Source organism: Streptomyces sp. NPDC058646, from assembly GCF_042716875.1.
In the GTDB taxonomy this organism is placed as follows: domain Bacteria; phylum Actinomycetota; class Actinomycetes; order Streptomycetales; family Streptomycetaceae; genus Streptomyces.
In genome coordinates this window covers 65,684-92,102 of the sequence record NZ_JBHXRK010000020.1, presented here as the reverse complement: position 1 = coordinate 92,102, position 26,419 = coordinate 65,684, and the positions used below count along the sequence as shown (strand labels likewise).

General features: G+C 75.4%; 21 protein-coding genes and 4 pseudogenes. 11 read left to right on the top strand and 14 right to left on the bottom strand.

What is annotated here, in order from left to right; translation table 11 throughout:
• Nucleotides 1–40 precede the first annotated feature (40 nt).
• Together ACFWUZ_RS24045 and ACFWUZ_RS24040 are read right to left on the bottom strand one after the other, a co-directional pair.
• Nucleotides 41–343, bottom strand: a complete 303-nt coding sequence (locus ACFWUZ_RS24045; protein WP_384376418.1) for a hypothetical protein — start codon at nucleotides 341–343, stop codon at nucleotides 41–43.
• A gap of 165 nt (nucleotides 344–508) precedes the next feature.
• Nucleotides 509–946 carry a hypothetical protein gene (locus ACFWUZ_RS24040; RefSeq protein WP_384376415.1) on the bottom strand — a complete coding sequence of 146 codons (438 nt, stop codon included), beginning with the start codon at nucleotides 944–946 and terminating at the stop codon, nucleotides 509–511.
• Nucleotides 947–1,157: 211 nt separating this feature from the next.
• Here ACFWUZ_RS24040 and ACFWUZ_RS24035 point away from each other — a divergent pair, with 211 nt between their 5' ends.
• Nucleotides 1,158–3,890 (top strand): DNRLRE domain-containing protein, encoded by a 2,733-nt coding sequence (locus ACFWUZ_RS24035; RefSeq protein WP_384376412.1) that lies wholly within the window; start codon nucleotides 1,158–1,160, stop codon nucleotides 3,888–3,890.
• A 76-nt stretch (nucleotides 3,891–3,966) separates the two neighbouring features.
• Here ACFWUZ_RS24035 and ACFWUZ_RS24030 read toward each other — a convergent pair whose 3' ends face one another.
• Complete coding sequence (locus ACFWUZ_RS24030) at nucleotides 3,967–4,419, bottom strand: DUF3224 domain-containing protein (protein WP_384376409.1); 453 nt, start codon at nucleotides 4,417–4,419, stop codon at nucleotides 3,967–3,969.
• 112 nt (nucleotides 4,420–4,531) lie between these two features.
• Between ACFWUZ_RS24030 and ACFWUZ_RS24025 the strand changes: the two genes are divergently transcribed.
• Nucleotides 4,532–5,593, top strand: coding sequence for a helix-turn-helix transcriptional regulator (locus ACFWUZ_RS24025; RefSeq protein ID WP_384376406.1), 1,062 nt, complete (start codon nucleotides 4,532–4,534; stop codon nucleotides 5,591–5,593).
• On the opposite strand, the gene ACFWUZ_RS24020 is transcribed toward ACFWUZ_RS24025, so the two are convergent.
• Nucleotides 5,554–6,126, bottom strand: a complete 573-nt coding sequence (locus ACFWUZ_RS24020; protein ID WP_384376597.1) for a GNAT family N-acetyltransferase — start codon at nucleotides 6,124–6,126, stop codon at nucleotides 5,554–5,556. The genes ACFWUZ_RS24025 and ACFWUZ_RS24020 overlap by 40 nt on opposite strands.
• A gap of 482 nt (nucleotides 6,127–6,608) precedes the next feature.
• The gene (locus ACFWUZ_RS24015; RefSeq protein ID WP_384376403.1) at nucleotides 6,609–7,085 is read right to left on the bottom strand and encodes a hypothetical protein; all 477 of its coding nucleotides are present in this window, start codon (nucleotides 7,083–7,085) and stop codon (nucleotides 6,609–6,611) included.
• A 152-nt stretch (nucleotides 7,086–7,237) separates the two neighbouring features.
• Here ACFWUZ_RS24015 and ACFWUZ_RS24010 point away from each other — a divergent pair, with 152 nt between their 5' ends.
• A complete protein-coding gene (locus ACFWUZ_RS24010; RefSeq protein ID WP_384376400.1) occupies nucleotides 7,238–7,567 on the top strand; it encodes a hypothetical protein in 330 nt (109 codons plus the stop codon).
• Here the strand turns inward: ACFWUZ_RS24010 and ACFWUZ_RS24005 are convergent.
• Together ACFWUZ_RS24005 and ACFWUZ_RS24000 are read right to left on the bottom strand one after the other, a co-directional pair.
• Nucleotides 7,530–8,369: a MerR family transcriptional regulator gene (locus ACFWUZ_RS24005; RefSeq protein ID WP_384376594.1), complete on the bottom strand. Its 840-nt coding sequence runs from the start codon at nucleotides 8,367–8,369 to the stop codon at nucleotides 7,530–7,532. The genes ACFWUZ_RS24010 and ACFWUZ_RS24005 overlap by 38 nt on opposite strands.
• Nucleotides 8,370–8,445: 76 nt before the next feature.
• The gene (locus tag ACFWUZ_RS24000) at nucleotides 8,446–8,910 is read right to left on the bottom strand and encodes a hypothetical protein (protein ID WP_384376398.1); all 465 of its coding nucleotides are present in this window, start codon (nucleotides 8,908–8,910) and stop codon (nucleotides 8,446–8,448) included.
• Nucleotides 8,911–9,226: 316 nt separating this feature from the next.
• On the opposite strand from ACFWUZ_RS24000, the gene ACFWUZ_RS23995 reads away from it, so the two are divergent.
• The 4 genes and pseudogenes from ACFWUZ_RS23995 to ACFWUZ_RS23980 all read left to right on the top strand — a co-directional run bounded on the left by ACFWUZ_RS23995 (nucleotide 9,227) and on the right by ACFWUZ_RS23980 (nucleotide 11,727).
• Nucleotides 9,227–10,069, top strand: coding sequence for a peptidoglycan-binding protein (locus tag ACFWUZ_RS23995; protein WP_384376395.1), 843 nt, complete (start codon nucleotides 9,227–9,229; stop codon nucleotides 10,067–10,069).
• 84 nt (nucleotides 10,070–10,153) lie between these two features.
• Nucleotides 10,154–10,210, top strand: a pseudogene (locus tag ACFWUZ_RS23990) (hypothetical protein); the annotation flags it as partial.
• Nucleotides 10,211–10,311: 101 nt separating this feature from the next.
• Nucleotides 10,312–10,530, top strand: a complete 219-nt coding sequence (locus tag ACFWUZ_RS23985; RefSeq protein ID WP_384376392.1) for a DUF6196 family protein — start codon at nucleotides 10,312–10,314, stop codon at nucleotides 10,528–10,530.
• A gap of 120 nt (nucleotides 10,531–10,650) precedes the next feature.
• The gene (locus ACFWUZ_RS23980) at nucleotides 10,651–11,727 is read left to right on the top strand and encodes an RNA ligase (ATP) (RefSeq protein WP_384376390.1); all 1,077 of its coding nucleotides are present in this window, start codon (nucleotides 10,651–10,653) and stop codon (nucleotides 11,725–11,727) included.
• A gap of 176 nt (nucleotides 11,728–11,903) precedes the next feature.
• Here the strand turns inward: ACFWUZ_RS23980 and ACFWUZ_RS23975 are convergent, their stop codons facing one another.
• Nucleotides 11,904–13,214, bottom strand: a complete 1,311-nt coding sequence (locus tag ACFWUZ_RS23975; RefSeq protein ID WP_384376387.1) for an ROK family protein — start codon at nucleotides 13,212–13,214, stop codon at nucleotides 11,904–11,906.
• Between the two features lie 46 nt (nucleotides 13,215–13,260).
• Here ACFWUZ_RS23975 and ACFWUZ_RS23970 point away from each other — a divergent pair.
• From ACFWUZ_RS23970 to ACFWUZ_RS23960, 3 genes and pseudogenes are all read left to right on the top strand, one after another.
• Nucleotides 13,261–13,577 (top strand): annotated as a pseudogene (locus tag ACFWUZ_RS23970) (sugar ABC transporter substrate-binding protein); the annotation flags it as partial.
• A 165-nt stretch (nucleotides 13,578–13,742) separates the two neighbouring features.
• Nucleotides 13,743–14,178: pseudogene (locus ACFWUZ_RS23965) on the top strand (family 1 glycosylhydrolase); the annotation flags it as partial.
• Between the two features lie 202 nt (nucleotides 14,179–14,380).
• Nucleotides 14,381–15,298, top strand: a complete 918-nt coding sequence (locus ACFWUZ_RS23960; protein WP_384376591.1) for an NADP-dependent oxidoreductase — start codon at nucleotides 14,381–14,383, stop codon at nucleotides 15,296–15,298.
• Here ACFWUZ_RS23960 and ACFWUZ_RS23955 read toward each other — a convergent pair.
• The 6 genes and pseudogenes from ACFWUZ_RS23955 to ACFWUZ_RS23930 form a co-directional block, all read right to left on the bottom strand.
• Nucleotides 15,285–15,509: pseudogene (locus ACFWUZ_RS23955) on the bottom strand (hypothetical protein); the annotation flags it as partial. The gene ACFWUZ_RS23960 and the pseudogene ACFWUZ_RS23955 sit on opposite strands and share 14 nt — an antisense overlap.
• Nucleotides 15,510–15,623: 114 nt before the next feature.
• Nucleotides 15,624–17,780, bottom strand: coding sequence for a discoidin domain-containing protein (locus tag ACFWUZ_RS23950; protein WP_384376384.1), 2,157 nt, complete (start codon nucleotides 17,778–17,780; stop codon nucleotides 15,624–15,626).
• Nucleotides 17,781–18,115: 335 nt separating this feature from the next.
• Nucleotides 18,116–21,133, bottom strand: a complete 3,018-nt coding sequence (locus ACFWUZ_RS23945) for a poly(A) polymerase (RefSeq protein ID WP_384376382.1) — start codon at nucleotides 21,131–21,133, stop codon at nucleotides 18,116–18,118.
• On the bottom strand, nucleotides 21,133–22,962 hold the full coding sequence (locus ACFWUZ_RS23940; RefSeq protein ID WP_384376380.1) for an RNA ligase family protein: 1,830 nt from the start codon (nucleotides 22,960–22,962) through the stop codon (nucleotides 21,133–21,135). Before ACFWUZ_RS23940 ends, ACFWUZ_RS23945 begins: the two co-directional genes overlap by 1 nt.
• A gap of 69 nt (nucleotides 22,963–23,031) precedes the next feature.
• Nucleotides 23,032–23,586 (bottom strand): hypothetical protein, encoded by a 555-nt coding sequence (locus tag ACFWUZ_RS23935; protein WP_384376377.1) that lies wholly within the window; start codon nucleotides 23,584–23,586, stop codon nucleotides 23,032–23,034.
• A 447-nt stretch (nucleotides 23,587–24,033) separates the two neighbouring features.
• A complete protein-coding gene (locus ACFWUZ_RS23930) occupies nucleotides 24,034–24,501 on the bottom strand; it encodes a hypothetical protein (RefSeq protein WP_384376374.1) in 468 nt (155 codons plus the stop codon).
• 568 nt (nucleotides 24,502–25,069) lie between these two features.
• Here ACFWUZ_RS23930 and ACFWUZ_RS23925 point away from each other — a divergent pair.
• On the top strand, nucleotides 25,070–26,401 hold the full coding sequence (locus tag ACFWUZ_RS23925) for a phytase (RefSeq protein ID WP_384376371.1): 1,332 nt from the start codon (nucleotides 25,070–25,072) through the stop codon (nucleotides 26,399–26,401).
• Nucleotides 26,402–26,419: the final 18 nt, after the last annotated feature.

Here is a 26,419-nt window from a genome sequence, read left to right as displayed (position 1 = left end):
GAGCCGCCCGGTTCTCCCGGCCGGTCCGGGCGGGCGCCGCCTACTCCTCGGCGTTCGCCTCCAGGCAGGCCAGCTCCATGGCGTCGAGTACGGCCTCGTGGCTGCGCTGGCTCAGCTCGGCGACGTTCTCGATCTGCGCGGTCGTCCACGCCGCCAGGGTCATCACCAGGACACGGAGCCCGTCGGTGCCGTGCTCAGCCAGGATCGCGTCGGCCACGATCATGGCGTCCTCGGGCACCTGCTCGGGGGGCTCCAGGCCGACGAGACCCCGCAGCATGGTGAGGGTGCGGCGCGAGATCTCCGGCGTCATCCTCGCCAGCCGCATGTCCTCTTCGTCGTCCATCCGTCCCACCCTCCGCCGCCGTCCACCGTCCCCCCAGGGCACGGTAGAGGTGCGCGGGCCCGCGCGGGGCGCTTTCGCCAGGGTGACCCCGCGCCGTGCGCCCGGCGCCCCCGGTACCCGGGCGCCGGTCCGGCCGGCCCCCTGCCGGCGGGGTGACGGTCCGGATCAGGCGTCGCCCCAGGCGCCGGGCGGACTCGGCCGGGCGTCCGGGAACCAGCGGCGGACCTCGTCCAGCACCCACGGATCGGCGCTCCTGACGTCCCAGCTCGTGCTGTCGAACTCCTGGAGCTCCAGCACGAGCCGGCCGTCGGCGTCGTAGCCGTCGTAGTTGCCGTCGACGAACTGCACCTCGGGCGTCACCAGGGACAGCAGCCGCAGCGACCCGATGCCCTCCCGGGCCGCCGCCCACTCGTCCGGCCGGGACCGGCCCGGTGGCCCGTCGGGGAGGTCGACCTTCCACACCAGGTCCAGGCCGAAGGAGCCGAGGCGGACGAGCAGCTCCGCCAGGCAGACGTAGCGCCGGTGCGGATCGGGGCGCCAGGCGGCGAAGGTCAGGGAACCGGGGCCCGTCATCGGGACCGGGTCCTTGTGCTGCGCGGGCACGTCATGGTTCCGGTTCCCCCTGTGGGCCGCGTGCCGACCGGACCAATTCGGTATCCGATACGTCAAGTGTGATGAACGGAATGATGAACCACTCTAGGGTGCGCCCGTATGCATGGCCGCGGACGGCTGTACGTCTGGTTCCGGCCATGCCCGACCTCGGCCGCCAGCCAGCCGGCGACGCGGCCGTACCGCACACCGAACTGGGGGGTTCATGCGTAGATCCAGAAGGCTGGCGGCCGCTCTCGCCCTGTCCGTGGCCGGAACCGGCACCGTCATGGGGCTCGGCCTCGTCCCGCAGGCGGCGGCGGTCACCCCGCCCGTCGCCTTCACCGCCGACGCGCTGCCGACCTGGCAGCCCAACGGCGTCGTCTGGGCCCTCGCGGAGGCGGGCGGCCAGGTCTTCGCCGGCGGCACCTTCTCCGCCGTCCGGCCCCCCGCGGGCGGCGGGGGCAGCGAGCAGCCGGCCGTGAACTTCGCGGCGTTCGACGCGGCGACCGGGGCGCCGACCTCCTGCAAGCTGTCCTTCACGGTCGGCTCGGGCACGGCCACCGTCCGCGCGCTCACCCTCTCCCCGGACAGGAAGACCCTCTACGCGGGCGGCTACTTCGGAGCGGTCAACGGCACCCCGGTCTCCAGCCTTGCCGCCGTCGACGTGGCCACCTGCACGGTGAAACCCGGCTTCCGGCCCGCCTTCGCCGCCACCGTCCGCGCTCTCGCCGTCACCGGCGACACCGTCTACGCGGGCGGCGACTTCCTCACCGTCGCGGGCCGGCAGCGCCAGCGCTTCGCCGCCGTCGACGCCGCCGACGGGGCCCTGCGTCCCTTCACCGCGAACGCCGACGAGCCCGGCCGCGCCGTCGAGCTCACCCCGGACGGCAGCAAGGTGATCCTCGGCGGCGACTTCTTCACCGTCAACGGCACCGGCACGCACGCGCTGGCCGTCGTCGACGCGACGAGCGGCGCACTCACCAGGTCCTACCCGGGCTTCATCGAGACCAACTCGGCCGTCAAGGACATAGCCACCGACGCCACCGGCTTCTACACCGCCAACGAGGGCACCGGCGGCGGGGTCTTCGACGGCCGCATCGCGCTCGACCTCGACGACTTCGGGCAGCGCTGGCGCGACACCTGCCTCGGCGCCACACAGGCGGTGCTCCCGTACCAGAGCGTGCTGTACAGCGCCTCGCACGCGCACGACTGCTCCAGCGTCGGCGAGTTCCCCGACGGCCGGCGCTACCACCTGCTCGCCCAGCCGACCAGTGGCACCGGCAAGCTGGGCTGGGCACCCGACACCAACGACGGCATCGGCGAGGGCATCGGCCCGCGCGTGATGGCGGTCGGCTCGAAGGCCGGCGTCCAGTACATGTGGGTCGGCGGCGAGTTCACCACCGTCAACGGCGCTGCGCAGCAGAGCCTGACGCGCTTCGCCTCCACCGGGGACACGGGTGCGCCCACGGTGCCCGTCGCGAGCGCGGTCAGCTTCAAGCCGGGAGAGGCCCAGGTGCGCTGGCGCACCAGCCTCGACCTGGACGACAGCGCGCTCACCTACAAGGTGTACCGCAACGGAGCGGCCACGCCGATCGCCACGGTCGTCGCGGACTCGCTGTTCTTCCGGCGCCCGCAGGCCTCCTCGACCGACACCACCGTCGAACCGGGCCGGTCGTACACCTACCGGGTGACGGCGACCGACGCCGCGGGCAACGCCAGCGCGTCGTCCGGCACGGCGAGCGTGACCGTCCCCACCTCGGTGGACGCCTACCCCGACGCGGTCCGCGCGGACGGCGCGGAGCAGTACTGGCGCTACGACGAGTCCGCACTGCCCTTCGTCGCCGACTCCTCGGCCGGCGGCAACCAGAGCGGCGTGCACCTGAACGGCCCCGCCCTTCGCCAGTCGCCCGGGGCCGTCTCCGGCGCGAGTACGGCGATCGGCTTCAACGGGTCCGACACCCAGGTGTACGCGGACCGCCGTCAGACGGTGGGCAACAGCTACACCATCGAGACCTGGTTCAAGACGAACACCACCCGGGGCGGGAAGCTCGTCGGCTTCGGGAACAACCAGACCCGCGGCAGCAGTCAGTACGACAAGCACATCTACATGACCGACGACGGCCGGCTCGTCTACGGCGTCTACACCGGCGCCACCCGCACCATCACCACCGGCACCGCCTACAACGACAACAAGTGGCACCACGTCGTCGCCACCCAGGGCCCCGGCGGGATGACCCTGTACGTCGACGGAGCCCAGAAGGGCACGCTCGACGTCACCGCCCACGAGAACTTCTCCGGCTACTGGCACGCGGGCGGCGACAGCCTCGGCGGCTGGCCGGACCGCCCGACGAGCGAATACTGGGCCGGCCGGCTCGACGAGACGGCCGTCTACCCCAGCGTCCTCGGTGCTGCGCAGGTGCAGCACCACTACGCCCTGGCCTCCGCCCCGGCCGACTCCGTCGTCCGGGTCACCGCGGCCGAGGACACCTACGCCAACGCCGGTGCACCCGGCACCAATTACGGGACCTCCGGATCGCTCGCCGTCCGGGGCACCTCCTTCTACGCGAGCTACCTCCGCTTCGACCTGCCCGCCGCGCCCGCGGGCACGGTGCTGAAATCGGCCGCGCTGGGCGTGAAGACCAGCACGATGAGCGGCGCCGGTACGACCGACACCGTCTCGGTCGTACCGGTCACCGGAGCCTGGACGGAGGGCGGTACGACCTACGCCGACCGGCCCGGGCTCGGCAGCCCGGCGCTCGGCACCTTCGCCGGCATCCCCGACGGCTCCGCGGTGCACACCACCGGCCTGAACACCGCGACCGTGGCGCAGGCGCTCGGCGGCAGCTACGCGCTCGCGCTGAGCAGCACCGGGACGGACGCGCTGTGGCTGTGGTCGTCGGAGGCACAGGCGGGGGAGGGGACGCCGCAGCTGACGCTGACGTTCGGCGCACCGTGACCCGGGGCTGAGTCCGGCACGGCAGGAGGGGGCGCGGACCGCCGGGGTCCGCGCCCCCTCGGCGTCCGCCGGCCCGTCAGCCCACCGCGTAGGTGAAGGAGTACGCGACCGAGGAGTCACCGTGCCGGGTGGTGAACGCCCCGGATCCCGACAGTCCTTCGAGCGCGCCGGTGGCGGAGCCGGGCACCACCTCGAACCGGCAGCGGGTCCCCTCCGCGTCGAAGCCGCCGCGCTCCTCCAGGACGAAACTGCCCTCGCGTCCGTCGACGCTGCCGGACACCAGCTCCATGCCGGTGAAGGTGCCGGTGCTCTCCCCGGTGTAGGCGACGGTGTACGCGCAGAGCGTGCCGGCTGCTTCGATCCCGCCGGTGAATGAGTTCCGGACGGTGGCGCGGGCGAGCCGCGGGGAGGTCCCGGAGGGACCCACCTCCCGCTCCTCCCAGTCGGCGAAGGTGAACCGCCCTTCGGTGCGTACGGGCGCGGGAACGGGCGCGGGAACGGGCGCGGATGCGGATGCGGATGCGGGCACGACGGTCCTTTCGGCCGGCCGGACTTGACCGTCCGGCGGTTGAGCAGGCTGTGTCCCCATGCTGGCAGCCCTACCTGACACCTCCTGTCAGGTATGCGCGACCATGGGTGCCATGCGTGCCGACCGGCTCCTCTCCCTCCTCCTGCTGCTGCAGAACCGCGGCCGGATGACGGCACCCGCACTCGCCGCCACGCTGGAGGTGTCCGTCCGCACCGTCTACCGGGACGTCGAAGCGCTCAGCGCCTGCGGAGTCCCCGTCCTCGCCGACCGCGGCCCGGCCGGCGGGTACCGGCTCCCGGACGGCTACCGCACCCGCCTCACCGGTCTCACCGACAACCAGGCCGCCTCGCTCTTCCTGTCCGGCGCACCCGGACCCGCCGAGGACCTCGGCCTCGGCGCCGACCTGGCGGCCGCCCAGCTGAAACTGCAAGCCGCGCTCCCCGCCGCCCTCGCCGGACGGGCCCGGCAGGTCCAGGACCGCTTCCACCTGGACACCACCGCATGGTTCCGGGACGCGGACCCGGTCCCGCACCTCGCAGCGATCGCCCGCGCGGTCTGGGACCAGCGCGTCCTGCGCACCCGCTACCGCCGCCGGGACGGCGAGGTCCACCGGGGACTGCACCCGCTCGGCCTCGTCCTCAAGGGCGGGATCTGGTACCTGGTGGCCCGGGCCGGGGAGACCCTGCGGACCTACCGGGTCACCCGGTTCCTGGCGGTGGACGCCACGGACGAGGGCTTCGAGCGGCCCGCCGGCTTCGCTCTCGCCGCCTACTGGCAGGAATCGGTCGGCCGCCTGGACGCGGCAACCCGGCGCCGGACCGCCGAACTGCGCCTCTCGCCCCGCGGGCGGCGGCTGCTGCCCATGCTGTTCGGCGCGGCGGGCGTCCGGGCACTCGCCGACGCCGAGCCCGACCCCGACCCCGGCCCGCACCCCGCCGGCGGCGAGGGCTGGGTCCGGGTCCGGCTGCCCGTCGAGGCCGGGGCCCTCGCCGTCGGGGACCTGCTCCGGCTCGGCACGGAAGCGGAGGTGCTGGGGCCGCCGGAGCTGCGCCGGGCGGTCGCCGAGACCGCGACCGCCCTCGCCGCCCGCTACGGACCCCCGCGCCACCTGGAGGACGACACGCGGGGAGGCGGTCAGGAGCCGCAGGGCGGGGCCGCGGCCGGAGGCTGGTGAGCGGCACGGCCCCGCCCACCCGGGGCCGGGCGCCCCCCGTCACCGGACTCCCAGCGGATCTCGCCGTCCTGGCGGTGCGCGGTCGGCCGGAGCCCGCAGGCCGCGGCAACGGAAGCCGAGACCGCGTGCTCCGGGTGCACGTGCGCGAGGATGCGGCCGACCGGGAGCTTCGCCAGCCAGCCGGTCAGCGCCCGCGCCGCCTCGGAGGCGAGGCGCCGGCCCTGCCACGGAGTCCCCACGACCCACGCCACTTCGGCCTGCCCCGCGTCCGCCGTGACGGTGGCCTGGACGGTGCCGACCAGCCGCCCCCCGGCGCGCAGCCGGAGCACCCAGTTGCACCGGACGACCGCCGGATCCGGGGAACCGGCCGCCAGCCGCTCGTACCGGGCGCGCAGCGCGTCGGGGGCGGCCGGGGCGCCGCCGATGAAGGTGTGGAGGGCGGGGTCGGACAGGACGACGGCCATCTCACCGGCGTGCTCCGCCCGCAGCGGGAGCAGGTCGAGACGGCGCGTGGCGAGGAGCCCGGGCCGGATCGCGGGCGGCGCCGCGCGGACCTTCGCGGCGGCGCCGGGGCGGGGCACACCGTCCACGGCCAGGCAGATGCCGAACACCCGGTCGTAGCCGGCCCAGCCGTTGACGCCGCCCCGGTTGTTGCCGATCTGCACGCGCCGGCGCGGGGCGTCCACCGCGAGGACCAGGTGCAGGTAGACGGTGCCGTGGACCCGGGCCAGGACGATGTCGCCGGCCTCCAGCCGCCCGGGGAACACCGGTCCGACCCGGACCCGCTGCCCGGAGCGGATCAGCGGCACCATCGAACCGCCGGTCGGCCGGAACTCGACGGTCTCGCCCAGGCCGGTACGGTTCGCCCACGCGTCGAGCATGCCCATGGGGCGAGTCTGCCGGTCGCGCGGGCGGCGCGGCCAGCGATTATGTCCTGGCGGAGCAGCACCGGCAGGGCGGGAGGGCGGGCCGGGGCCGGCCGGGCGGCGCCGGAACGCCGTGGAGGTCAGGCCCGTCAGGCCGGGCCCTGCCGGTGTCCGTGCGGGGGTTCCACCTCCAGGAAACGGCGCCGGCGCGGGCCCCGGTACAGCAGGCACGCCCACCCGAGGGGCTCCAGCACCCCGGCGCACTCCGTCAGCCTCTCCTGTTCCTCCCCGGCCGCGCCCCCGCCGGGCGGGCCGAGCCAGGTCACCTCCACCCGGCCCGGCTCCGCCGCGGCGGCCACGCGGTATCCCGTCCGGGTACGCCGCCCCTGCCCGTCGACCGCGGACGGCGGGATCCCCGAGGCTTCCAGGGCCAGGGCCACCGCGCGCGCCGGCTGCCGTACCTCCCACGCGGCGGGAACCTCCGCGCCCGCGGCCCCGTTCACCAGACGGCGGATCTGCAACAGCCCCTCGTACGCCGTGCGCAGCTCCGCCGCCCGAGCGGCGCCCGGCGGTACGGCCTCACCGTCGCCGCTCGCCGGTTCGAAGCCCTGCCCGGGCACCGCCATCGCCGTCACCCCGCCTGTCCGTCCGTCCGCACGAGACCGCACCCGGGCCGGGCCGTGCCGCGCCCGGCCGGGCCGGTTTGAGTACTTCATGCCCAACGGCCTGAGTACCCGCCCCGATTCCCCGCCGCGCCTGCGCTGATCGAATGAGGGGCATGACGTACGAAGCCCCGGGCGGCGAGCCCCGCCCGCGCATGCAGCACGTGACCACCGCCGGGTCCGCCCTGGCCGTGGCCCTGGTCCCGCTCGTGGTCGGGGTGCTGCTGGCGAAAGGGCTCGCAGCTGACCCGATGACCCCGGTCAACGCCCTGATCAGCAGCGGCGGTCAGCGGGCCGGCCTGCCGCGGGCGGAGTGGCGCCGCCGCGGCCACGCCACCCTGCGCCGGCTGCGGACAGCCCGGCGCGGCACGGCCCGCCGGTGCGCTCACGTTCGCGGGCCGGGCGCCCTCAGGACCTGGGGGCGAGGGGTTCCTGGAGTTCGGTGACCCACTGGTCGGGGTCCTCCGGGCAGGCCAGGGTGAGTTCGCGCGCGTACCCGGCGGACCGCTCCCCGTTGGTGTCGATCCACCGGGCCAGGGCCTGCGCCGCCGGCAGTACGCCGTCCATCGCGCCCCGGTGCACCACGGTCGCCGCCCGCTCGACCCCGGGCAGCGTGACGATCCGTACCCCGCCCCCCAGGTCCTCGGCGCGGACCGAGCCCGCCACCGGCAGCCCGGCACGCACCAGGACCGACCCGGCACCGGCCTCCGGAGCGTCCTCGTACGAGGCGGTGCCGGGCCCGGCCGGGACCAGCCCGGCGGCCTCGAACCGGCGGCACAGCTCCTCGTAGAGCGGACCGATCACCGGCCCGATGTCCTGCGGTGCGAAACTGCCCGCGACCCCCGTCAACTCGGCGAGCCGGACGGGCGGGAGGCTTTTGACGACGATGTCCTCGGACGGCATGGAACCCTCGCTCTCGATGGTCCGGAGCCTCGCCTCGACCTGCCGCAGCCCCGCCGTGGCGGCTGCCACGGCGGCCTCCAGCTCGGCCTGCCGCAGCCGCAGCATGCCGCGCAGCTCCTCCGCGCCCACCCGCTCGTCGAGGATGGCGCCCACCTGGTCCAGGCTGAAGCCGAGTTCCTTGAGGGCGATGACACGGTTGAGCCGGGCGAGCTGCCCGGCCTCGTAGAAGCGGTAGCCGGTGAAGGGGTCGACACGTGCTGGGCGCAGCAGTCCGAGCGCGTCGTAGTGACGCAGCATGCGGACCGACACCCGGCCGTGCTTGGCGAAGTCTCCGATGGTGAACATGACGTCTTCCAGTGCAAGGCCTGACACAGGGGGAGGGTCAAGCCTCGCATCCGTGGGCGGACGTGCGCCGGCCGGGTCAGCGTCCGTACTGCCGCAGGCACAGGTCGACGAGGGGCGGCGGTACGGTGCCCTCCGCGGCCGCGCACAGCTCGCCCATCCGGGACGGCAGGGGCGGATGCCGGTGCGGGTGGGAGGCCTTCGGCTTCGGCGAACGCACCCGCCGGGGCGGCGTCTTCGGCTTCTCGGCCCGTCCGGAGGACGGCCGGTCCGCCTTCGCGGGGGACCGCGACGGGGCCGGGTCCGGGCGGCCGGGATCCGTGCCGGGTCCCACGTCCCCGGCGGGCTCCCCGGCGGCGTCCCCCTCCGGTACGGAAGGCGGCTCCGGCAGCTCGCCGAGCGGCAGCGGCGGCGGGACGCCGGCCACGCCGACGGGCGGTACGGCACCGGGGACGGCACCCGGGGCGTCCGGGCCCACGGTGACGCAGCCGGCGCACGCGAGGAGCGCCAGGAAGGAGAGGGGCACGGTCCGGCGTAACTGCATCCGACCACCATGCCGCACCGGCCGGGAGGTCCGGCCCCCGGTCTCACGCGTCCGGGTGACGCCGATTGCGGCCCGGCCGCACGGATTGCGGACCGAAGGGGCAGTTCGGACACCAGGCTTGACCCGGCTGTGCAAAGGGGACAGAGTGCGCCCGATCGAGATCCACCGCATGCGCCGCACTCGGAGACCCACGATGTACATACCGGTCCGCTCTTCGTTCACGCCGGCCCCGGCCGGCGGTGCTCCCGAGTCCGGTGCCCCCGGCCGCTTCGCCGCCCGCGGCGCCGTCCCGTCGTGCAGGGCCTGACCGGCAGTCGTGTCCCACCACCCCGAAGAGAGCGGTATCGTCCCCGACGACCGCCTGCTCGTACGCCCGTACGTCGTGCCCGTGTCCGGCCCGGCCCCGTCCACGGCTCCCGCCTGGCCGCAGAGCGGTCCGCCCCCGGTGTCCTTCCGCGTACCCGAACCCTTCCGGGACGATGCCGGCCGGCCCGGCTCCGGCACCGGCTCAGGTCCCGGCTCAGGCACCGACTCGGGCCGGGAAGGCGTCCAGCCCGCCGGGGCCCGACCGCAGGAGGGCGACGGCGACGGCGACGGAGGCGGCCGGCGGACCCCTGTGGCGGCCCTCGCCCTGCTCGCCCTCGGCATGACGGGCGTCCTGGCGTACCTGCTGTTCGCCCCCGACCGGCCGGCCCCCTCGCGGACCGGTGACTCGCCCGCTCTCTCGCTCCCCGCACCCGTGCTCCCCGTGCCCAGCCCGGACGGAGCCGAGCCCGCGCCCGCCCCGTCCGGCCCGGCGGCGGAGACAGGCCCCTCGCCCACTCCCTCGCCCACTCCCTCGGCCACGGCCTCGGCCGCGCCCTCCCCGCCGGCGGCTCCCGCGTCCCCGAAGCCCCCTGCGTCCAGCGCCCCGGCCGGACAGCAGGCGCCCGGCACGCCGACGCCCGGGACGCTGCGCATGGGGGACAGCGGCGAGGCGGTGCGCGTCCTCCAGGAGCGGCTCTTCGGGCAGGGCTTCACGTACGTGTCCGCCACCGGTGTCTTCGACAGCCAGACCAAGCGCGGAGTGGCCCAGCTCCAGCGCGACCGGGGGATCAAGGGCGACCCGCCCGGCGTCTACGGCCCCGCCACCCAGGCGGCCTTCGGCAGCGGAGGCTGACCTCCGGCACGCCCCGTTCCGGCGGCCGCCGGAACGCGCCGGGACCCGCCCGGCGGCACATGCGGACCGGGGCCGCTGCGCCGTGTGATCAGCCGGGCCGACCTCGTCGTGCACGACGGCGTCCGGTGCTTCGAGGAGTTCCCGGCCGACCGGCCGCCCACACTCACCGGCGAGACGCCGGCGGTCGTACGCGACCAGGACATCGAACGCTTCGGAACCTTCTCCTCCCGCTCGCCCAGGACGTGGACCACAGCGGTTTCGTCGGTCGGCCGGCCACGCACCTCAAGGCCGAGCCGGGGACGGGGGTGTTCGTCGTCTGCGGCAGCAACCGCACCCGCGGCGGCATCTACGACCACCGGGGTCGTCCCATCGACCTGCTGGACGCGTCCGTCGCGGCCGTCGGAGCGCTGCGAGCCGGCGGACCACGGGACGCCCACGACCTACGGCATGACACCCCCTAGCACCTGAATAAGCGGTGGACCAGCGGAAATGGCAGGCCGGAGACTGGGCGTCGCCGATGCGCGCGACCGCCGTGCCGGCCCCGAACGCCGTCGCGGCCACGACACCCCAGGAGCCCAGCCATGTCGACTTTGCGGGTCACCGCCGAGGAACTGACCGTCCATGAACATCCCAATGCCGACGCGCTGGAGCTGGCCCAGGTGGGCCTCTACCGCGCCGTCGTCGCCAAGGGTGCTTACCGGACGGGCGAGTTCGCCCTCTACATACCCGAACAGGCCGTACTCCCGGCAGGTCTGATCGAGGAGCTGGGTCTGACCGGGCGGCTCGCCGGCGGCTCCGCCGACCGGGTCAAGGCCGTCCGCCTGCGGGGCGAGCTCTCGCAGGGCCTGGTGTGCCGGCCGCGTGCCCTGGCCGGAGTGGACCTGGCCCGGGCGGCCGGGGAGGGCACGGACTTCGCCGAACTGCTCGGCATCACCAAGTGGTCCCCGCCGATCCCCACCACCATGAGCGGGGAAGTCGAGGCCGCGCCCGACCTCATGCCGTGGGTGGACATCGAGAACCTGCAGCGCTACCCGCACATCTTCGAGCCGGGCGAGCCGGTCGTCCTCACGGAGAAACTGCACGGCACCGCCTGCCTGTTCACCTACGTGGTCCAGGGCGAACGGGTCCAGGTCACCTCCAAGGGCTTCGGCTCGAAGGGGTTGGCGCTCAAGGAGGACGAGCGCAACCTGTACTGGCGGGCCGTGCGGGGCCACGAGGTCGCCGCCGTCGCGGCGAAACTGGCCGCCCGGCTCGGAGCCACCCGCATCGGCGTCTTCGGCGAGGTGTACGGCGCCGGCGTCCAGGACCTGGCGTACGGCACCGATGCCCGCGCTGCCGGGGACGCGCCCGGATACGCCGTCTTCGACGTGTCCGCCGAGATCGACGGACAGCTGCGGTGGCTGGACCCGGCCGTCGTCCTGGAGGACGGCGAACTCCCGCTGGTGCCACGGCTGTACGAGGGCCCGTACGACCTCGACGTGGTGCTGGAGCGGGCGAGCGGCCGGGAGGCCGTGTCCGGCCGGGACCTGCACCTGCGCGAGGGCGTCGTCATCCGGCCGAAGACGGAGCGGTACAGCCCGGTGGTCGGCGGCCGCGCCATCGCGAAGGCCGTCAGCCCCGCCTACCTGACCCGCAAGGGCGGCACGGAGTACGAGTGACCGGCAGGACGCCCCGCCGGGCCTGCCCGGCGGGGAGGCCCCGTCCGCACGGCGGCCTGCCCGCACCGGCCCGCCCGCACGGAACCGTCGCCCCCAGCGCGGCGCCCGCCCCGAGGCCCCGAGAACCACCGGCCGCGGGCCGTCGCGTGCAGGCACGGGCCCGCGGCCCGGAAGGGTCAGGCGCGTCGGGTCCCGGCCCCGCTGCGGACCTCCAGCGCGGTCTGCCAGCCCGGCTGTTCCGCCGGGGGCTCCGCCGGGGCGCGGCGGCCGCCCGTCGCGAAGAAGGCCGACAGGGGGAGCGTGGCCGCGCCCACCGTCACCGCGTCGGGGCCCAGGGAGCCCATGGTGATGCTGACCCGCCCGGCGGGATGGCGCAGGGAGTAGCGGGTGGCGTGTTCCCGGACGCCCGGGAGGATGTGCGGGCCCAGCATCAGGCCGGCCCAGCCGCCGATCAGGATCCGCTCCGGCTGGAAGAGGTTGATCACGTCCGACAGCCCGGCACCCAGGTACTCCGCCGTCTCCTCCAGTAGCTCCACCGCCACCGGATCCGCTTGACCGGCGGCTTTCAGCAGGGCGCCGAGCGCCTCCTCCTCGTCCACCGTGTCCTGCGGTCCGCCGCCGAGTTCGGCCCAGCGTGCCAGCAGCGACTCCGCCCCGGTGTAGGCCTCCAGGCAGCCCAGCGCCCCGCAGCGGCAGCGCCGGCCGCGTACCGAGACCGTCAGATGGCCCCACTCCAGCGGGGTCCCCTCCGTCGTGCCGCCGTCCGGGGAGCCGTCGGTGATCAGGCTCGCTCCGACGCCCGAGCCGAAGAGCACCACGACCGCCTCGCGGGCACCGCGTCCCGCACCGAACCACATCTCGGCCTGGCCGAGGGTGCGGGCGCCGTTGTCGATGATGTACGGGATCTCGTCCGGCAGGGCTCCGGTGGCGCGCAGCAGGGCTTCGAGCGGTACGGCGTCCCAGCCGATGGTCTGGCCGTGGACGACGGCGCGGCCCGCCGCGTCGCGGTCCACGATGCCGGGCACGCCGACGCCCACGCCCAGCAGCCGTTCCGTCCCCACGCCGGCCTCGGCGAGCACGGTGGAGATCCCGGCCTTGATGTGGTCGACGATCGGGCCGACGTCGTAGCAGCCGCGCGGCAGCAACGGCATCTCGGTGCGGGCCAGTTCGGTCAGCGCCAGGTCGAACAGCTCGACGCGCACCCGGGTTTCGCCGACATCGACGCCGAACATGTGCGCGCTGCCGGGGGTGACGCGCAGCAGGGTGCGGGGCCTGCCGCCGTCCGAGTCGACGACGCCGGCCTCCTCCAGCAGGCCGTCGGCGACGAGTTCGCCGACCACGTTGCTGACCGATCCGGAACTCAGCCCGGTCACCGGGCCCAGTTCCTGACGGCTCATCGGGCCGCCGAAGTACAACCGCTGGAGTACGGCGCTGCGGTTGCCGCGCCGCAGGTCCCGCACCGTTCGTCCGCTACGACCCGTGGTCATGTGGCTCCTTCCGCCCCGCCGTCGATCGCAACATACCCCTGCGCGAAACACCTGGTCCTCCTCCCTCCGGGCCACCGGCGCCCTGATGCCCTGGACCGCCGGGAACTTCGCCGCCACCGGCGGCAGGGACCGCTTCGTGGAGTCCGCCCTCGGCTCGGCGGGCGCCACCGGCCAGGACCCCGCCGCCGTCCCGCTCCGATCGCTGTCGTACGCGCTCTCCGGGCCCCGGCCAGCTGGGACGAGACGGTCACCCCCGGCCGGGAGCTGTCGCAGGACGGCAAGTGGGCCCTGGGCGGGGAGGGGGCGAACCTCTGCGACAACATCCACCAGGTCTTCGTCCTCTCCCGGCAGCACGGCACGGAGTTACGGCAAAGGACGTCACATGACCCTTTCCGAACTTCTCCGCGACCGACCCGGCCGCGGACCCCGCCGGCCGCGGACCCCGCCGGCCTCGACCTCGCCGCGTTCCCCACCGACTTCGCCTGGGGCGCCGCGACCTCCGCCTACCAGATCGAGGGAACCGTCGACGAGGACGGCTGCGCCCCCGGCCGGACCGACCTCACCGCAGCGGTCCGCGCCTCCTACCCTCTGCTCCTGGGCCACGGTCCGGCCACCCAGGCCATCCGCGCCGCCGCCCCCGCAGCCCGCATCGGCATGGTCGACAGCCTCTCCACCGTCGAGCCCGCCACCGGCAGCGGAACCGACCGCGCAGCCGTCCGGCGCATGGACGTCCACGTCAACCGGTGGTGGCTGGACCCCGTCCACGGCCGCGGCTTCCCCGCCGACATGCGCGAGGTCTACGGGGTCGACCTCCCCGAACGCCCCGGCGACCTCGCGGCCATCGCCGCCCCCTCGACCGGACCGGCCTCAACCACTACTCCCGCAGGCGGTCACCGCCGACCCGGACGGGCCCGCCCCCTTCGCCCGCCAGATCGACCGGCCCGGCGTCCCGCGCACCGGCATGACCACGCCACCCAGCTCCGCACCGTGGAGTCCGGTGGCCGCCGCTACACCGAGATCATCGCCGGCGCGCCGATCCCGCTGACCCTTCGCCCCTCCGCGCCCGCCCCGCTTCTCGGGGCGGGCGCGCCGTGCGTGGTGGGATGGGCCGGGGGGTGGATCCAGCAGCTCACGGAGAGGTCGGGTAGATGGCGCAGGAGAAGACCATGCGGGCGATGGCCTACGAGACGTACGGCGGGACGGAGGTGCTCAGCGAGACCCGGCTGCCGCTTCCGAAGGTCGGCCCGGGCGAGGTCCTCGTCCGGGTGAAGTACGCCGGCGTCAACCCCGTCGACTGGAAGATCATGGCGGGCGGGCTCGACCCGCTGATGGACGTCGTGTACCCCGTCGTGCCCTGCTGGGACGTGTCGGGCACCGTCGAGCAGGTCGGCATCGACACCCCCGAGTACGCCGAGGGCGACGAGGTCATGGCCTACGTCCGCAAGGACTACGTGCACGGCGGGACCTGCGCCGAGTTCGTCACCGTGCCCGTGCGGGCCCTCGCACGCAAGCCCGCCTCCCTCGGCTGGGCCGAGGCCGCGGCCCTGCCTCTGGCCGGGCTCACCGCCTACCAGGTCCTGACCCGCCTCGGCACCGGCAAGGACGACACCGTCCTGATCCACGGCGCCGCGGGAGGCGTCGGCTCCTTCGGGGTGCAGATCGCCCTCTCCCTCGGGGCCCGCGTCATCGGCACCGCCTCACCGCGCAACCACGACCGGTTGCGGCAGCTCGGCGCCGAGCCCGTCGCCTACGGGGACGGGCTCGCGTCCCGGGTGCTCGGCCTCCTCCCCGAGGGGGTCACCGTCGTGGCCGACTTCGTGGGCGGAGTCCTCGCCGTCACCCGCGAGGTGCTGCACGACGACGGCCGGCACGCCTCCATCGCCGACCCCACCGTCACCGGCTCGGGCGGCGAGTGGATGTGGGTCCGGCCCGTCGGCACCGACCTCGCGGAACTGGCCCGGCTCGCCGACGCCGGACAGCTGACGGTGACGGTCGCCGAGACCTTCCCGCTGAGCGGACTGGCGGCGGCCTTCGAGCTGAGCCAGGCCGGGCACACCGCCGGGAAGATCGTCATCGAGGTCTGAGCCCGCCGCGGACACGCGGAACCGCGCGCCGCCCGGCGGGGAGAAGGGCGGCGCGCAACCCGGTGGACGGCGAGTACGCCGTCCACCGGTTCAGGCCGCCGTCCGACACCTTGATCGCGTAGACCCTGCCGTACGCGGTCTCCCACACGAGCGGGGTGTGCCGCAGCTGCTTCACCGACCCCAGGTCCACCTGGAGCCACTGCGGGCCGGACCGGGCGCCGGCCCGGCGGGGTGCCGCCCCGTCCGTCCGTGGCCGGCCGCGAAGTTCCGGAAAACGCGGGGCGGCCGCCGGGCCGCCCCGCGTCCTCGCGGGGTCAGGGGTGGATCAGGGGAAGGAGACGACGGTCGAAGGGACGGTCGAGGTGCCCGAGGTGGGGGCGCCGATCCCGTTGATGACGTGCTCGTACTGGCCGTTGCCGCCGAGGGAGACGACGAGCAGGTCGTGGAAGCGGACTCCCGGCTTCACCGGGGCCTGGAATCCGTGCTCCTGACGGATGGTCGGATCGACGTTGTAGTAGCAGTAGCTGCCCAGTCCCCAGCCCTGGTGGGTGTTCACCGAGTCGGCCACCTTGTAGGCCGCGTAGCCCTTGGTGGCGCCGTTCTGGATCGCGGCCTGGTTCGGCGCGTCGTACGCCTTCTCGTTCTGGAAGAAGATCGTGCGGCCGCGCTCGCCGTTCCACTCCACGTCGTACTTGTTGAAGTGCTCGACGAACAGCCCGGTCGCCAGGACGTCGTCGCCGTTCACCCGGAACCCGTAGTCGGAGCGGTTGGTCTCCCAGCCCACCCCCTCGCCGTGGTCGGCCCGCCAGATCCAGGTGTGGTCGACGATCGTGTCGTGGCTGTTCACCACCATGCCGAGGGTGGCCTTGCCGGCGCCCGCGCCGCCGACCCGGATGAACACGTCCTGGACGGTGGTCGGGTTGGCCGCGTGGTCCGCCGAGGCCCCGGCCGGTCCGACCTCCAGCAGGGTGGGCGAGTTGACCGGGCCCGCGTCGATCAGGAAGCCGGCCAGCTTCACGCCGTCCACGTCCGCGACCTTCATCGCCGTCACCCCGTTGTCCGGGACGATCGTGGCGAGGCCGAGGCCCAGGACGACCGTGTCCGGGCGGTTGACCTGGATCGTCCGGTCCACGTGGTAGACGCCCGGGGTGAAGAGCAGGTGCAGGCCCTGGGTCAGCGCGGCGTTGATCGTCGCCGCGCTCGCGCCCGGCTTGACCACGTAGAACCGGCTGAGCGGGATCGAGCTGCCCTGCGGCGCGCCGTTGCCCCAGGAGGTGCCGCGGGCATCGGTGCGCTTGGCCGGGACGAAGACCTTGTACTCGGCGCCGTCCAGGTACAGGAACGGCTTCTCGCGGGAGACGGGGGTGGTGTCCAGGGTGGTGTACGGCGGGTTCGGGTACGACTGCGCCGGCGCGCCCTGGGTCCCGGAGAACACCTGGTTCCACACCGCGTTGGACCAGCCGCCGATCGAGCTGTCGCGGGTGTACCACTGCTGCTGCGAGTAGTTGCCGACCTGGCCGTCGATCTTGGAGTCGGCGATGTAGCCGCCGGACGCCCAGCCGTACCCGTTCGGAGCGAGGTTCAGCCCGCCCTTGACGTGCATGCGGCGGAACGGTGCGGCCTGGGAGACCGCCCAGCGGTTGGTGCCGTTCACCGGGTTCAGGGCGAGGTTCTCCGCCGAACGCCAGAAGTTCTGCGTGGCGTTGCCGCCGAACCAGCCGGCGTCGACGGTCACGTCACCGTTGATGGTGGTGTCGTCGGGGTTCAGGCCGAGGCCGGAGACCGAGGTGTAGAAGCCGATCTGCGCGTTCAGGCCGTTGTACGTGCCGGGTTTGAAGAGGAACTGGTAGCGGCCGGAGCCGAACTGGGCGGACTCCTGCCGCGTGAAGACCTCGTCCAGCCTGGTCTGGATGTCCGGCATCGACGGGTCGAAGACGATCACGTTCGGGCCGAGGTCGCCGCCGCCGGGGATCTCCGGACCGGTGCCCGTCGTGCCGTACACCTGGAACTCCCAGAGCGAGTAGCCGTAGCCGGTGGCCCGCTGGGTGCCGTGGACGCGGACGTAGCGGGCGGTGCCGGTGATGTCGTGGGTCTGGACTCCGCCGGTGCCCGCGGCCGTCGCGTACCCGGTGGACCAGTTGGTGCCGTCGGTGGACAGCTCGACCCGGTACGCCTTCGCGTACGCAGCCTCCCAGCGCAGGACGACCTGGCTCAGCTGGGCCGGTGCGCCGAGGTCGACCTGTATCCACTGGGGGTCGGCGAACTGGCTGGACCAGCGGGTGCCGTGGTCGCCGTCGACGGCCGCCCCGGCCGGGGTGCCGGCGCCCTCCAGGCTGGAGGCGGTGACGGACTTGCCCTGGGACAGCAGTACGGGAGCCGCCTGAGCCGCGGTGCCCGGCAGGAGGACGAGGAGGGCCGCCACCAGCGCGGCGGCCAGCGCCGCGACGGTGAGGCGGGGCGGGCGATCGGAGAGGAGGGGCATGCGGGGTGCTCCTGACGTCGTGGGTCCGGGGGGATCGAAGCGTGAGTGAACTGCCCGCCACGGTGGCCGTCAAGAGTTCGCGCGTTCATGAACTGAAGACCCAACGGCATGTCACATCCCCGTCAGGCCCGTGAACTCGGAGTTTCTTCAATCCTTGTGAAAAGTATTGACGGAAAAAATCTGCCCGGCTCTACTGAGGCTCCTGACCGCTGCGTCCCGCGGCGCCCGCTGAGCGGGAGGCAGCCCGCTCCGAGTTCGGGAAGTGACCGGTGTTCCGGCCCGGGCATCCCTGTGCGTTCGTTATTCGTCGACGGGTGGGGTGGGGGAGGGATGCCTCAGGGCAGGTCCGGGACGTCCCCGCCCGCTGCCCGGACGACCTCGACGCCCGGCAGGCCGCCGACCCAGGGCCCGGCCAGGCGGGCCAGCTCCGCGGCGTCCGGCGGGCGGGCGCCCAGGCCGATCGCGAACCGGGCCAGTCCGGGGCCCGAGGCGAAGGGGCGCGGCCAGGCGTGCGCGTCCGCCACTCCGCCCGCCTCCAGGGCGGCGAGCAGCGACCGCAGCCGTCCGCGCGTCCGCCCGAGGGCCTCCTCGAAGTCCGCGGGCGTGGCACCCCGTACGGTCACCACCGCCCAGGCCGCGTGCCGTCGGTGCAGCGGCGGGGCGGCGGACAGCCCGTCGCGGGACCCGTCCCCCGACTCCAGCAGCTCCCAGGCCCCGTACAGCTCCTGGACCAGCAGGTCGCGCATGCCGGGACCCACCTGGGCCGTACAGCTGCGCACCGGAGCCGAGGGCGTCAGCACCGTCACGGGGTCCGGCCGGCCGGCAGCTCCGGCGGGCCCCGCGGCGTGGTGTGCCGCCGCGGCTCCCCCGGCCCCGGGGAACAGCGCGACCGGGTCCCGCCAGTCCCATGCCGCCCACGTGCCGAAGAACTCCCGCAGCAGGGCCCCGGGCTCCATCGGCCCGGCCGCGCGCACGGTCCGGGCCGCGAGCACCGCCCAGGCCGGCCCCGGAAGCCCGCCGAAGGGAGCCGAGTCCAGCCCCCGGGCGCGCGCCCAGGCCTTCACCTCCCGCGCCAGCCGGGCCCAAGCGGCGAACTCCCCGCGCACGGAGGCCCGTACGGCATCCGCGTCGCTCAGCGCGCTCAGTGCGACGGCCGCCCCCTCGCCGAGCTCCGACCGCCGCGCGAGCGCCTCACCCGGTTCCACCGCACCCGAGCCGACGAGCACCAGGTCCACGTCCAGTGCCCCGCACCGGAACCGCAGCCCGGGGACCCGTGCGCCGCTCACCTCCCGCATCCGCGCGGCCTCCGGCAGTGCGGCCTCGATCCGGCCCCGTACCTGCGCGGAGTCGGCCCTGCCCGGCAGGACCGCCACGAGGTCCAGGTCCGCGTGCGGCAGCCCGCAGCCCATGCGGCGCGACCCGGCCACCCGGACCAGCCCCGTCCCGCCGACGGCCCGCGCCACCCGGTCCGCCACGGACGCGGCGAACCGATCGCCGGCCGGATCGATGCCCGGATCGATGCCAGGCCCTTCGCCCGCTCCGGCGCCCCGCCCCGGGCCGGGCTCGCCGTCCGGCCCGGAAGGCGAAGGTACCCAGCGGACCTCGCCCGTCCCCAGGGCGACCAGGGCCCGGACCCGCATCGGCCCTTCCCCGCGCCGCGACAGCACCGCCAGCTCACCGACCCGCGCGGACCTCCCGCCGCCCAGGCGCGCCGCGGCCTCGGCCACCGTCCGCCGGGGGTCCGTGCTGCGCCCCAGTGCCAGGTGCGGGGTGTAGCCCCGGTCTGCACCGGCCCGCCCCCGGCAGCCCGGGAACCGGTCGGCGAGGGCACGCCGGAGCTCCTGCCACGGGGCCTCGCCGGCCGCGGCCGGATCGAGCCACACGGTCGCGTCCTCCCGGTGCCCGAAGCTGTGCACGCCATCCAGACGGGCGGTGAATGCCGCCGTCCCGGCCGCCACTTCGGCCAGCAGCGGCAGCGCCTCGTCGAAGGAGGACTCCGGCACGAAACCGGAGAGCAGGTCGACGTGCGCGGGCCGGCGGCCGACCCGCGGATCGAGCTCCCGGCGCAGCTCCTCCACCACCGGGTCCGGCGGCGGCAGCCAGGCCACCGCGGTCCGTGCGGTCGCCTCCACGCCGAGCCGCGCGGGCCCGCCGCTCCGCGCCCCGAGTTCCAGCGTCGCCTCCACGCCGAAGTGGTCCGAGACGAACAGCCCCTCGGGGCCGGGGGAGTCGCCCCGCAGGGCAGCCCGCGCCACGCGGGCGCCGGCCGCCGTCCCCACCAGGATCCGGTCCAGTCGCGCCGACCGCCCCGTCAGTGAGGCGACCGCGGCGAGCGGGTTGGCCGCCGGGTCGAAGGTGGGCGTCGCGTCCGCCGCCCCGTGCACCTCACTCCAGGCGTCGCGCAGCCCCAGTGCGGCCGCGGGTCCCTCGGCACCGGCCCGGCCGTCGTTGAAGTCGCCCAGCAGCGCGAGGCCCGCGACGGCCCCGGTCCTGCCCCGGGCCCCGGTTCCGGATTCCGCGCCGCCACCGGTGGCGAGCTCGCCGAACCCCTTCGCCAGCACGGCCAGTTCGGCCGCCCTGCGGCCCGCCCCGTTCGAGGAGTGGTCGCTGCTCAGGTGGGTGGCGCCGACGACCAGCGGCCCCGCCGCGGTGTCCACCGTCACGGCGGTGACCGCCTTGTGCCGGCCGAGTTCGTGCAGCCCGGCCTCCCGCACCGGCAGCCGGCTCAGCACCAGCAGCCCGTACGCGGCGACGTCCGGGCCGGCCGGATCCGTCCCCACCGTGTACCCGGCCCGCACCCACGGCTCGGCCAGGAGCATGCCGGCCAGCGCGGGCTCGACCTCCTGGAGCGTGATCACGTCGGCGTCGGCGGCCGCCAGCTCGGCCAGCAGCATCGGCCTGCGCCGGGCGGTGGCGATGCGCGGGGCGTCGTAGCGGTCCCAGAGGGTGTTCCAGGTGAGCAGCCGCACCCGCGCCGGGGCCGCGTCCTGCGCGCCGTGTCCGGCCGCCGGCGCGGGAGCCCCCTCCGCGGGCAGCCAGCCGCCGCCCGCCGGGTCCCAGGCGTACGGGGTCCGGGCCGTGAAGAACGGCGACCGCAGCAGGCGCGGATCGCGTACCCGACCGGCCCCGCTCACGCCGACCCGGTCGAGGCCCGTCGCCCGGTCCCACACCAGCTCGCCGTCCGCCTCGGCGAACAGCACCCGGTGCCAGGGGATGTCGCCGCCGGGCACGAAGGACGGCAGCGGCACCCGCTTCGGCGGTGCTCCGCGCTGGAGCAGTCCGAGGACGAACCGCGCCGGGTCGAACCGGGGGTCCCAGCGGACCTGGTGGTAGAGCTCCTCGCTGGTGCGCATCAGTACTCCCCGTCGGTCACGGCCAGGCTGCCCGCCACGTCCTCGACGGCGCCGCCCGCACCGACGTACCAGGTGCGGTGCGCCTGACCGGGATACGGCGGGCTGAACCGGCGCAGCTGCGAGGTCAGCACCTGCGGCGGCACCGGATGGGCCCGTACGCCGTTGCGCCGGACCAGCTCCGCCTCGTCGACGAGCACCACGGCGTGCGTGACCAGCGCGTCGCGGCGCCGCGCGACCGATCCGGCCGGATCGCGCTGGCGGTCGGTGAGCGAGGTGGCGTCCCACACCACGGTGCCGCCGCGGGCCAGGGCGGAGTCCAGCCGGTCCAGGCCCTCGCGCAGCACGGCCGCGTTGTCGCGCTGATCGGCGCGGGAACCCCGGGCGCTGCGCAGGTCGTCCAGGCTGATGTACGCGTCCACCCCGGACAGCGTGCGGCCGAAGGTGCTCTTGCCGCTGCCCGAGGGCCCGCACAGCTGGATCAGGCGGGGGAAGTCTCCCTCGCGCCACCGCCAGGTGGCCGCCACCGCCTCCTCGGGGGTGCTGATCCGGCCCTGCGCGAAGGCGTGCCGGGCCTCGGCCCAGCAGCGGTCGGCAGCTTCCGGGTCGAGCCCCGCGAGAGCCTCCCGCAGCCCGGCGCGCAGGAAGCCCAGCGGGTCCGGCCCCAGCAGCCCCGCCTCCTCGGCGCACAGCGCGGACCACTCGGCGCGCTCCCACTCCGCGGCGTCCCCGGCCAGTGCTACGGCGAGGGCGTGCAAGAGGCCGAGGTCCGCCGCGGCGGCCATCCGGACCAGCCCGGTCCGCCGCTCGGCGTCCGGGAACGACCGCTGGAGCAGCCCGTACAGACCGGCCAGGTCGGCCACCCGCCGCGCGAGTCCCGTCGCCAGCAGCCCCGCGGCCCGACCCGCCGCGGGCAGCGCCGCGATCCGCGAGCGCGGCGCACGGTGCAGCAGCGCGGCCAGGACCCCGGCCAGCCGGGCCTCCCCCGTGCGCCCCGCGGCGTCGATGAGGGCGGCGGTCTCCGCCACCTGGGCCGCGACGTCCCCGGCGGCGTGCCGCCCGCCGGCCGGGCCGGGTGCGTCAGCGGGGTCGGGTGCGCCGGCCGCGCCGGTCGGACCCGTCTGGCCCGCCCTGCGGGTGCCCGCAGCCGCGGAAAGCGCCGACAGGGCCGCCACGTCCGGCTCGGCCCCCGACCTGACCGCCCACAGCGGTGCTGCGGGCCCCAGCCCGTTCGGCACCACCGGCGCGAACATCCAGTGCGTACTGGTTCGTACATGAGCGGCACGGACCCACTTCGCCACGGACCGCCCGAACTCGGCGAGCGGGAAGCCCGCCACCGTCCGTACGACGTACCCCTCCTGGCGGGAGGTGTCGAGTTTCAGCCGCCGCAGGGCCCGCTCGTCGAAGACGCCGCGCCACAGCACGGGCGGGGTGGGTATCCCGAGACCCCGCAGGAACCGCACGCCGCGGTCCCAGTCCAGGCAGTGCTCGCCGTCCCACACCGAGAAACCGTAGAACCAGCTGTCCAGTTCCTCGTAGGCCAGCGAGTGGCGCGCGTACAGGTTCTCCCCGCACACGCGCATGCCCTCGGGGATCCCGGAACCGATCCGCCCCTGGAGCCCCTTGACCCAGGCGCGCGAGGGATGGTGCGCGGAATCGAGGGAGCGCGCGTGCAGCCCGTCCCGGTAGAGCGTGGTGTTCTCCCCGTCGAGCTTCTCGGTCACCACGACCTCCCGCCCGGCCAGCCCCGCCGCCCCTTCGGCCCGCAGGTCGTCCGGGGTCGCCCCCGGGGACCAGGGCAGATGGGCCGTACGGGGATAGTGCGTGCGCATGGTCCGCTCCAGGTCGACGACGGGGGTGTGCCGTCACCCTAGGGATCCGGAGCGGGACCATTCCACCCATTAACCCTCGGCTGCGGCCACGTGCCGGGCCCCGCGCCACGCCGCCTCGAACTCCTCCCGGCTGATCTCCATGCCCGGGAGGTCGGGGTCGAAGAGGTCCACGACCGGCGGGTTGAAGGGCCAGTCGTCGGGGCCACCGGCCAGGCCGGGCCCGTCCGGGACGAGTTCGACCTGGCGCAGCCTGCGGCCGTCGTTCCCGACCTCCATGAGGTACAGGACCTGGTCCTCGTCGTCGTCGTAGTCCCACCGGCGCCGCAGCCACGCCACGCTCCGGTCGGCGAGCGCACCGAAGCCCTCGCGCCCGCGCCGGCGGTCCCGCTTGGTCCGCAGGTCGTCCAGCCCGTCGGGCGCGGTCTCCGCGTCGGTCCGGGCCTCGTCCAGCCCCCAGGCCTTTGCCCGTTCGACCGTCTCCGGGTCGTCGACGACCTCGACGTCCGTGAACGTCTCGCGCACCTCACGGGCCGACGCCGCGTGCACCCACCACCAGCACCCGCCCATGCCGTAGTCGTGCAGGACGAGGAAACGGGAGGTGGGGGCCGGGGCGAGATCGTTCACGTCGCCGACCGTAGCCGAACGCCCCTGGAGCCCTTGCCGGGGATCCCCCCGGGGGTGCACCGGGTGCACCGGGCGGGACACCAGGATGGCGCCCGGGTCCGGCCCGGCCTGGTGTGGTCGCCGACCTGCTCCGGGCGATCGGCCGGGACGGGCCCCGGCAGCGGCGGGGAAGGCCTGTGGTGCCGAGCGGGCGGCCAGGGGCGTCGTGCCGGCCGGGACGGGACCCCGGACGTGCCGGCCGGCGTGCTCCGGTACGGGGACCCGCCGGCCGTCCGTCTCGGCCTCGCTGAAGCCTCGTGGGGTTCGACCTCGCCGGGCCGCTCCCGCGCCCGCTCCTTCAGTGTCCCGATGGCGGCCGAGGCCGCCTCCGCGGCTGCCGCACCGCTCAGGTCCCACCCCCCGTGCCGTCCGGCCCGCGGCCCGCAGCCTCACCGCGGGTGCGGACCCTCAGCGGCACAGGGCCACGATGGCGGGGGAGACCGTACCCTCGGCGGCCGCGCACAAGGCGGCCATGTCGTACGTACGCTGCGGTGCGGGCCGGGACTTCGCCGCCGCGGGCGGCCGCCGGCGGGGCTCGGCCGGTGCGGCGGTACGGGCACGGCGGGGCTTCGCGGCGGGCTGCGCGGGCCGTGCCCGGTCGCCCGTGGCGTCCCCCCGCGGGCGGTGCGGCCGGGCGGGAGCGGGCCGCACCACGTCCTGCCGTACCCGCTGCGGCGGCTCGGCCGACGGCTCCGGAGGCTGTGCCGCAACCGCAGGCAGCGTACCCAACGGCTGCCCCTGCGGCGGCAGTCGGTCCCCGGCGGGTGGGGGTGCCACGTGCCGGGCGTCCGGCGGAGCCGCGGGCCCCACGGTCACGCATCCGGTGGCCAGGACGAGTGCGGCGAGGGACAGGGGCAGGAGCCGGCTCAACTGCATCCGCCCACCCTGCCGTACGGGCGCTGCCGGTGCCGCCCCCGTCACGCGGACGAGTGAGCCCACCGCCCCGTCCCGCCCCGTCCCGCGCCGCCCCCCACCGCACCCCGCGGACCAGCGACCCCGCCGAGCCGCTGCCCGGCCCTGCGCCCCGCCCCTGGCCGATGGGCCTCGCGTCCGTGCGGCCCGCGGGTGCGTGCCCGCGCCCGGAGGCCCGGGGTAGGGCGGCCTCTGCCCGTCGCTCCTGCCTTGCCCGCGCGGGCGCCGGCCGAGCCCTGGGGGCGTCTTGCCGGGGCCGGCCCGCGTACCTCGCCCGTCCCCGTGAGCAGCCCCGGAGCCCCCGTCCATACTGGGAGGGCACGTCATGGACCGATCCGGTGCGGCCCGCGGCCCTTCGGCGGCCCTTCGGCGGCCCTTCGGGGGGCCCGGGGCCGGAGGCGGCCCGGCGTCCCAGTAGCCACGTGGTGTTCATGTCAAGGTCATGGCGGTATGGAGGTATGGCCGGGACGGGGCGGCGGTCACCCGAACGCCCCGGCAACGACCCCGTGCCCGACCAAGAAGGAGCCGCACCGTGCCCCTCTCCCGTATCCGGCGGTCCAGCCTCGTCGCCGCCACGGCCGCCCTCGCGGCGCTCGCCGCGGCGGTGCCCGCCCAAGCCGACCCGTCCAGGGGCGCCGTGCTCCCGGCCGTCGCCCCGCGGGCCGAGACCGCCCCCCTGTACGACGACGAGGACGGCGGCAACGCGGACGCCGACGACCCGGCGATCTGGCGCAACCCGGCCGCCCCCGGCCGCAGCCTGGTCGTGGCGACCGCGAAGGAGGGCGGCCTGCGGGTCTACGACCTCGAGGCCCGGCAGGTCCAGTCCGTCCCCGCTCCGGCAGGCCCGGCGCCCGGTGACGCCCCCGGCCGCTTCAACAACGTCGACCTCGTCCACGGGATGCGGCTCACGACGGGCCGCACCGACCTGGCGGTGACCACCGACCGCGGCAACGACCGGCTGCGCTTCTACCGCATCGACCGCGACCGGCCCGGCGGCCCGCTCACCGACGTCACCGACCCGGCGGCCCGCCCGGTCTTCTCCGCCGACCAGGAGGAGGTCAACGGCCAGCGCACCGCCTACGGCCTCGCCACCTGGACGGACCGCGCCACCGGCCGCACCTACGCCCTCGTCAGCAGGCGCGAGACCACCACCGTGGCGCTGCTCGAACTGCTCCCCACCGCTGCCGGAACCGTCGGCTACCGCACGGTCCGCACCCTCGACCTGCCCTCCGCCTTCCGCCTGCCGAACGGGACCACCTGGTCGCCCTGCGCCGAACCGGGCCAGCTGCCCCAGGTCGAAGGCATGGTCGTCGACCCGGCCGACGGCACGCTCTACGCCGGCCAGGAGGACATCGGCATCTGGCGGCTGCGCGCCGACCTGACCGGGACGCCGCACCTGGTCGACAAGGTCCGCGAGTACGGCACCCCCGGCACCTACGACGAGGCCACCGAGGAGTGCGTGCCGGGTCCGGACGCCGGGTTCGGCGGCCGCCGGCTCTCCGCCGACGTCGAAGGGCTCACGCTGGTCACCGAGCCCGGCGGCGACGGCCACCTGCTCGCGTCCAGCCAGGGCGACAACACCTTCGCCGCCTACGACCGCGAGACCGGCGACGACAACGAGTACGAGGGCGGCTTCCGGATCGCCGCCTCCGGTCCCCTCGACGGCTCCGAGGAGTGCGACGGCGCCGCCGCCCTCAACGCGCCCCTGGGGAGCAGGTACCCGCGCGGGCTGCTCGTCGTCCAGGACGGCCACGAGACCCCCGGGAACGGGGAGCGCACCGCCACCAACTTCAAGTTCGTGGACCTCGGCAAGGTGATGGACGCGCTGGAGGACCGGCGGCTCCGGCGGGCCCCGAGGGCCTGACGGGCTGCGGACGCCGCC

What these genes read in the sequence shown, in the direction of transcription:
- ACFWUZ_RS24045 (WP_384376418.1), bottom strand. Translation starts at nt 343, where the DNA reads ATGGACGACGAAGAGGACATGCGGCTGGCGAGGATGACGCCGGAGATC.
- ACFWUZ_RS24035 (WP_384376412.1), top strand. Translation starts at nt 1,158, where the DNA reads ATGCGTAGATCCAGAAGGCTGGCGGCCGCTCTCGCCCTGTCCGTGGCC.
- ACFWUZ_RS24025 (WP_384376406.1), top strand. Translation starts at nt 4,532, where the DNA reads ATGCGTGCCGACCGGCTCCTCTCCCTCCTCCTGCTGCTGCAGAACCGC.
- ACFWUZ_RS24015 (WP_384376403.1), bottom strand. Translation starts at nt 7,085, where the DNA reads ATGGCGGTGCCCGGGCAGGGCTTCGAACCGGCGAGCGGCGACGGTGAG.
- ACFWUZ_RS24010 (WP_384376400.1), top strand. Translation starts at nt 7,238, where the DNA reads ATGACGTACGAAGCCCCGGGCGGCGAGCCCCGCCCGCGCATGCAGCAC.
- ACFWUZ_RS24005 (WP_384376594.1), bottom strand. Translation starts at nt 8,369, where the DNA reads ATGTTCACCATCGGAGACTTCGCCAAGCACGGCCGGGTGTCGGTCCGC.
- ACFWUZ_RS24000 (WP_384376398.1), bottom strand. Translation starts at nt 8,910, where the DNA reads ATGCAGTTACGCCGGACCGTGCCCCTCTCCTTCCTGGCGCTCCTCGCG.
- ACFWUZ_RS23980 (WP_384376390.1), top strand. Translation starts at nt 10,651, where the DNA reads ATGTCGACTTTGCGGGTCACCGCCGAGGAACTGACCGTCCATGAACAT.
- ACFWUZ_RS23975 (WP_384376387.1), bottom strand. Translation starts at nt 13,214, where the DNA reads ATGACCACGGGTCGTAGCGGACGAACGGTGCGGGACCTGCGGCGCGGC.
- ACFWUZ_RS23960 (WP_384376591.1), top strand. Translation starts at nt 14,381, where the DNA reads ATGCGGGCGATGGCCTACGAGACGTACGGCGGGACGGAGGTGCTCAGC.
- ACFWUZ_RS23950 (WP_384376384.1), bottom strand. Translation starts at nt 17,780, where the DNA reads ATGCCCCTCCTCTCCGATCGCCCGCCCCGCCTCACCGTCGCGGCGCTG.
- ACFWUZ_RS23945 (WP_384376382.1), bottom strand. Translation starts at nt 21,133, where the DNA reads ATGCGCACCAGCGAGGAGCTCTACCACCAGGTCCGCTGGGACCCCCGG.
- ACFWUZ_RS23940 (WP_384376380.1), bottom strand. Translation starts at nt 22,962, where the DNA reads ATGCGCACGCACTATCCCCGTACGGCCCATCTGCCCTGGTCCCCGGGG.
- ACFWUZ_RS23930 (WP_384376374.1), bottom strand. Translation starts at nt 24,501, where the DNA reads ATGCAGTTGAGCCGGCTCCTGCCCCTGTCCCTCGCCGCACTCGTCCTG.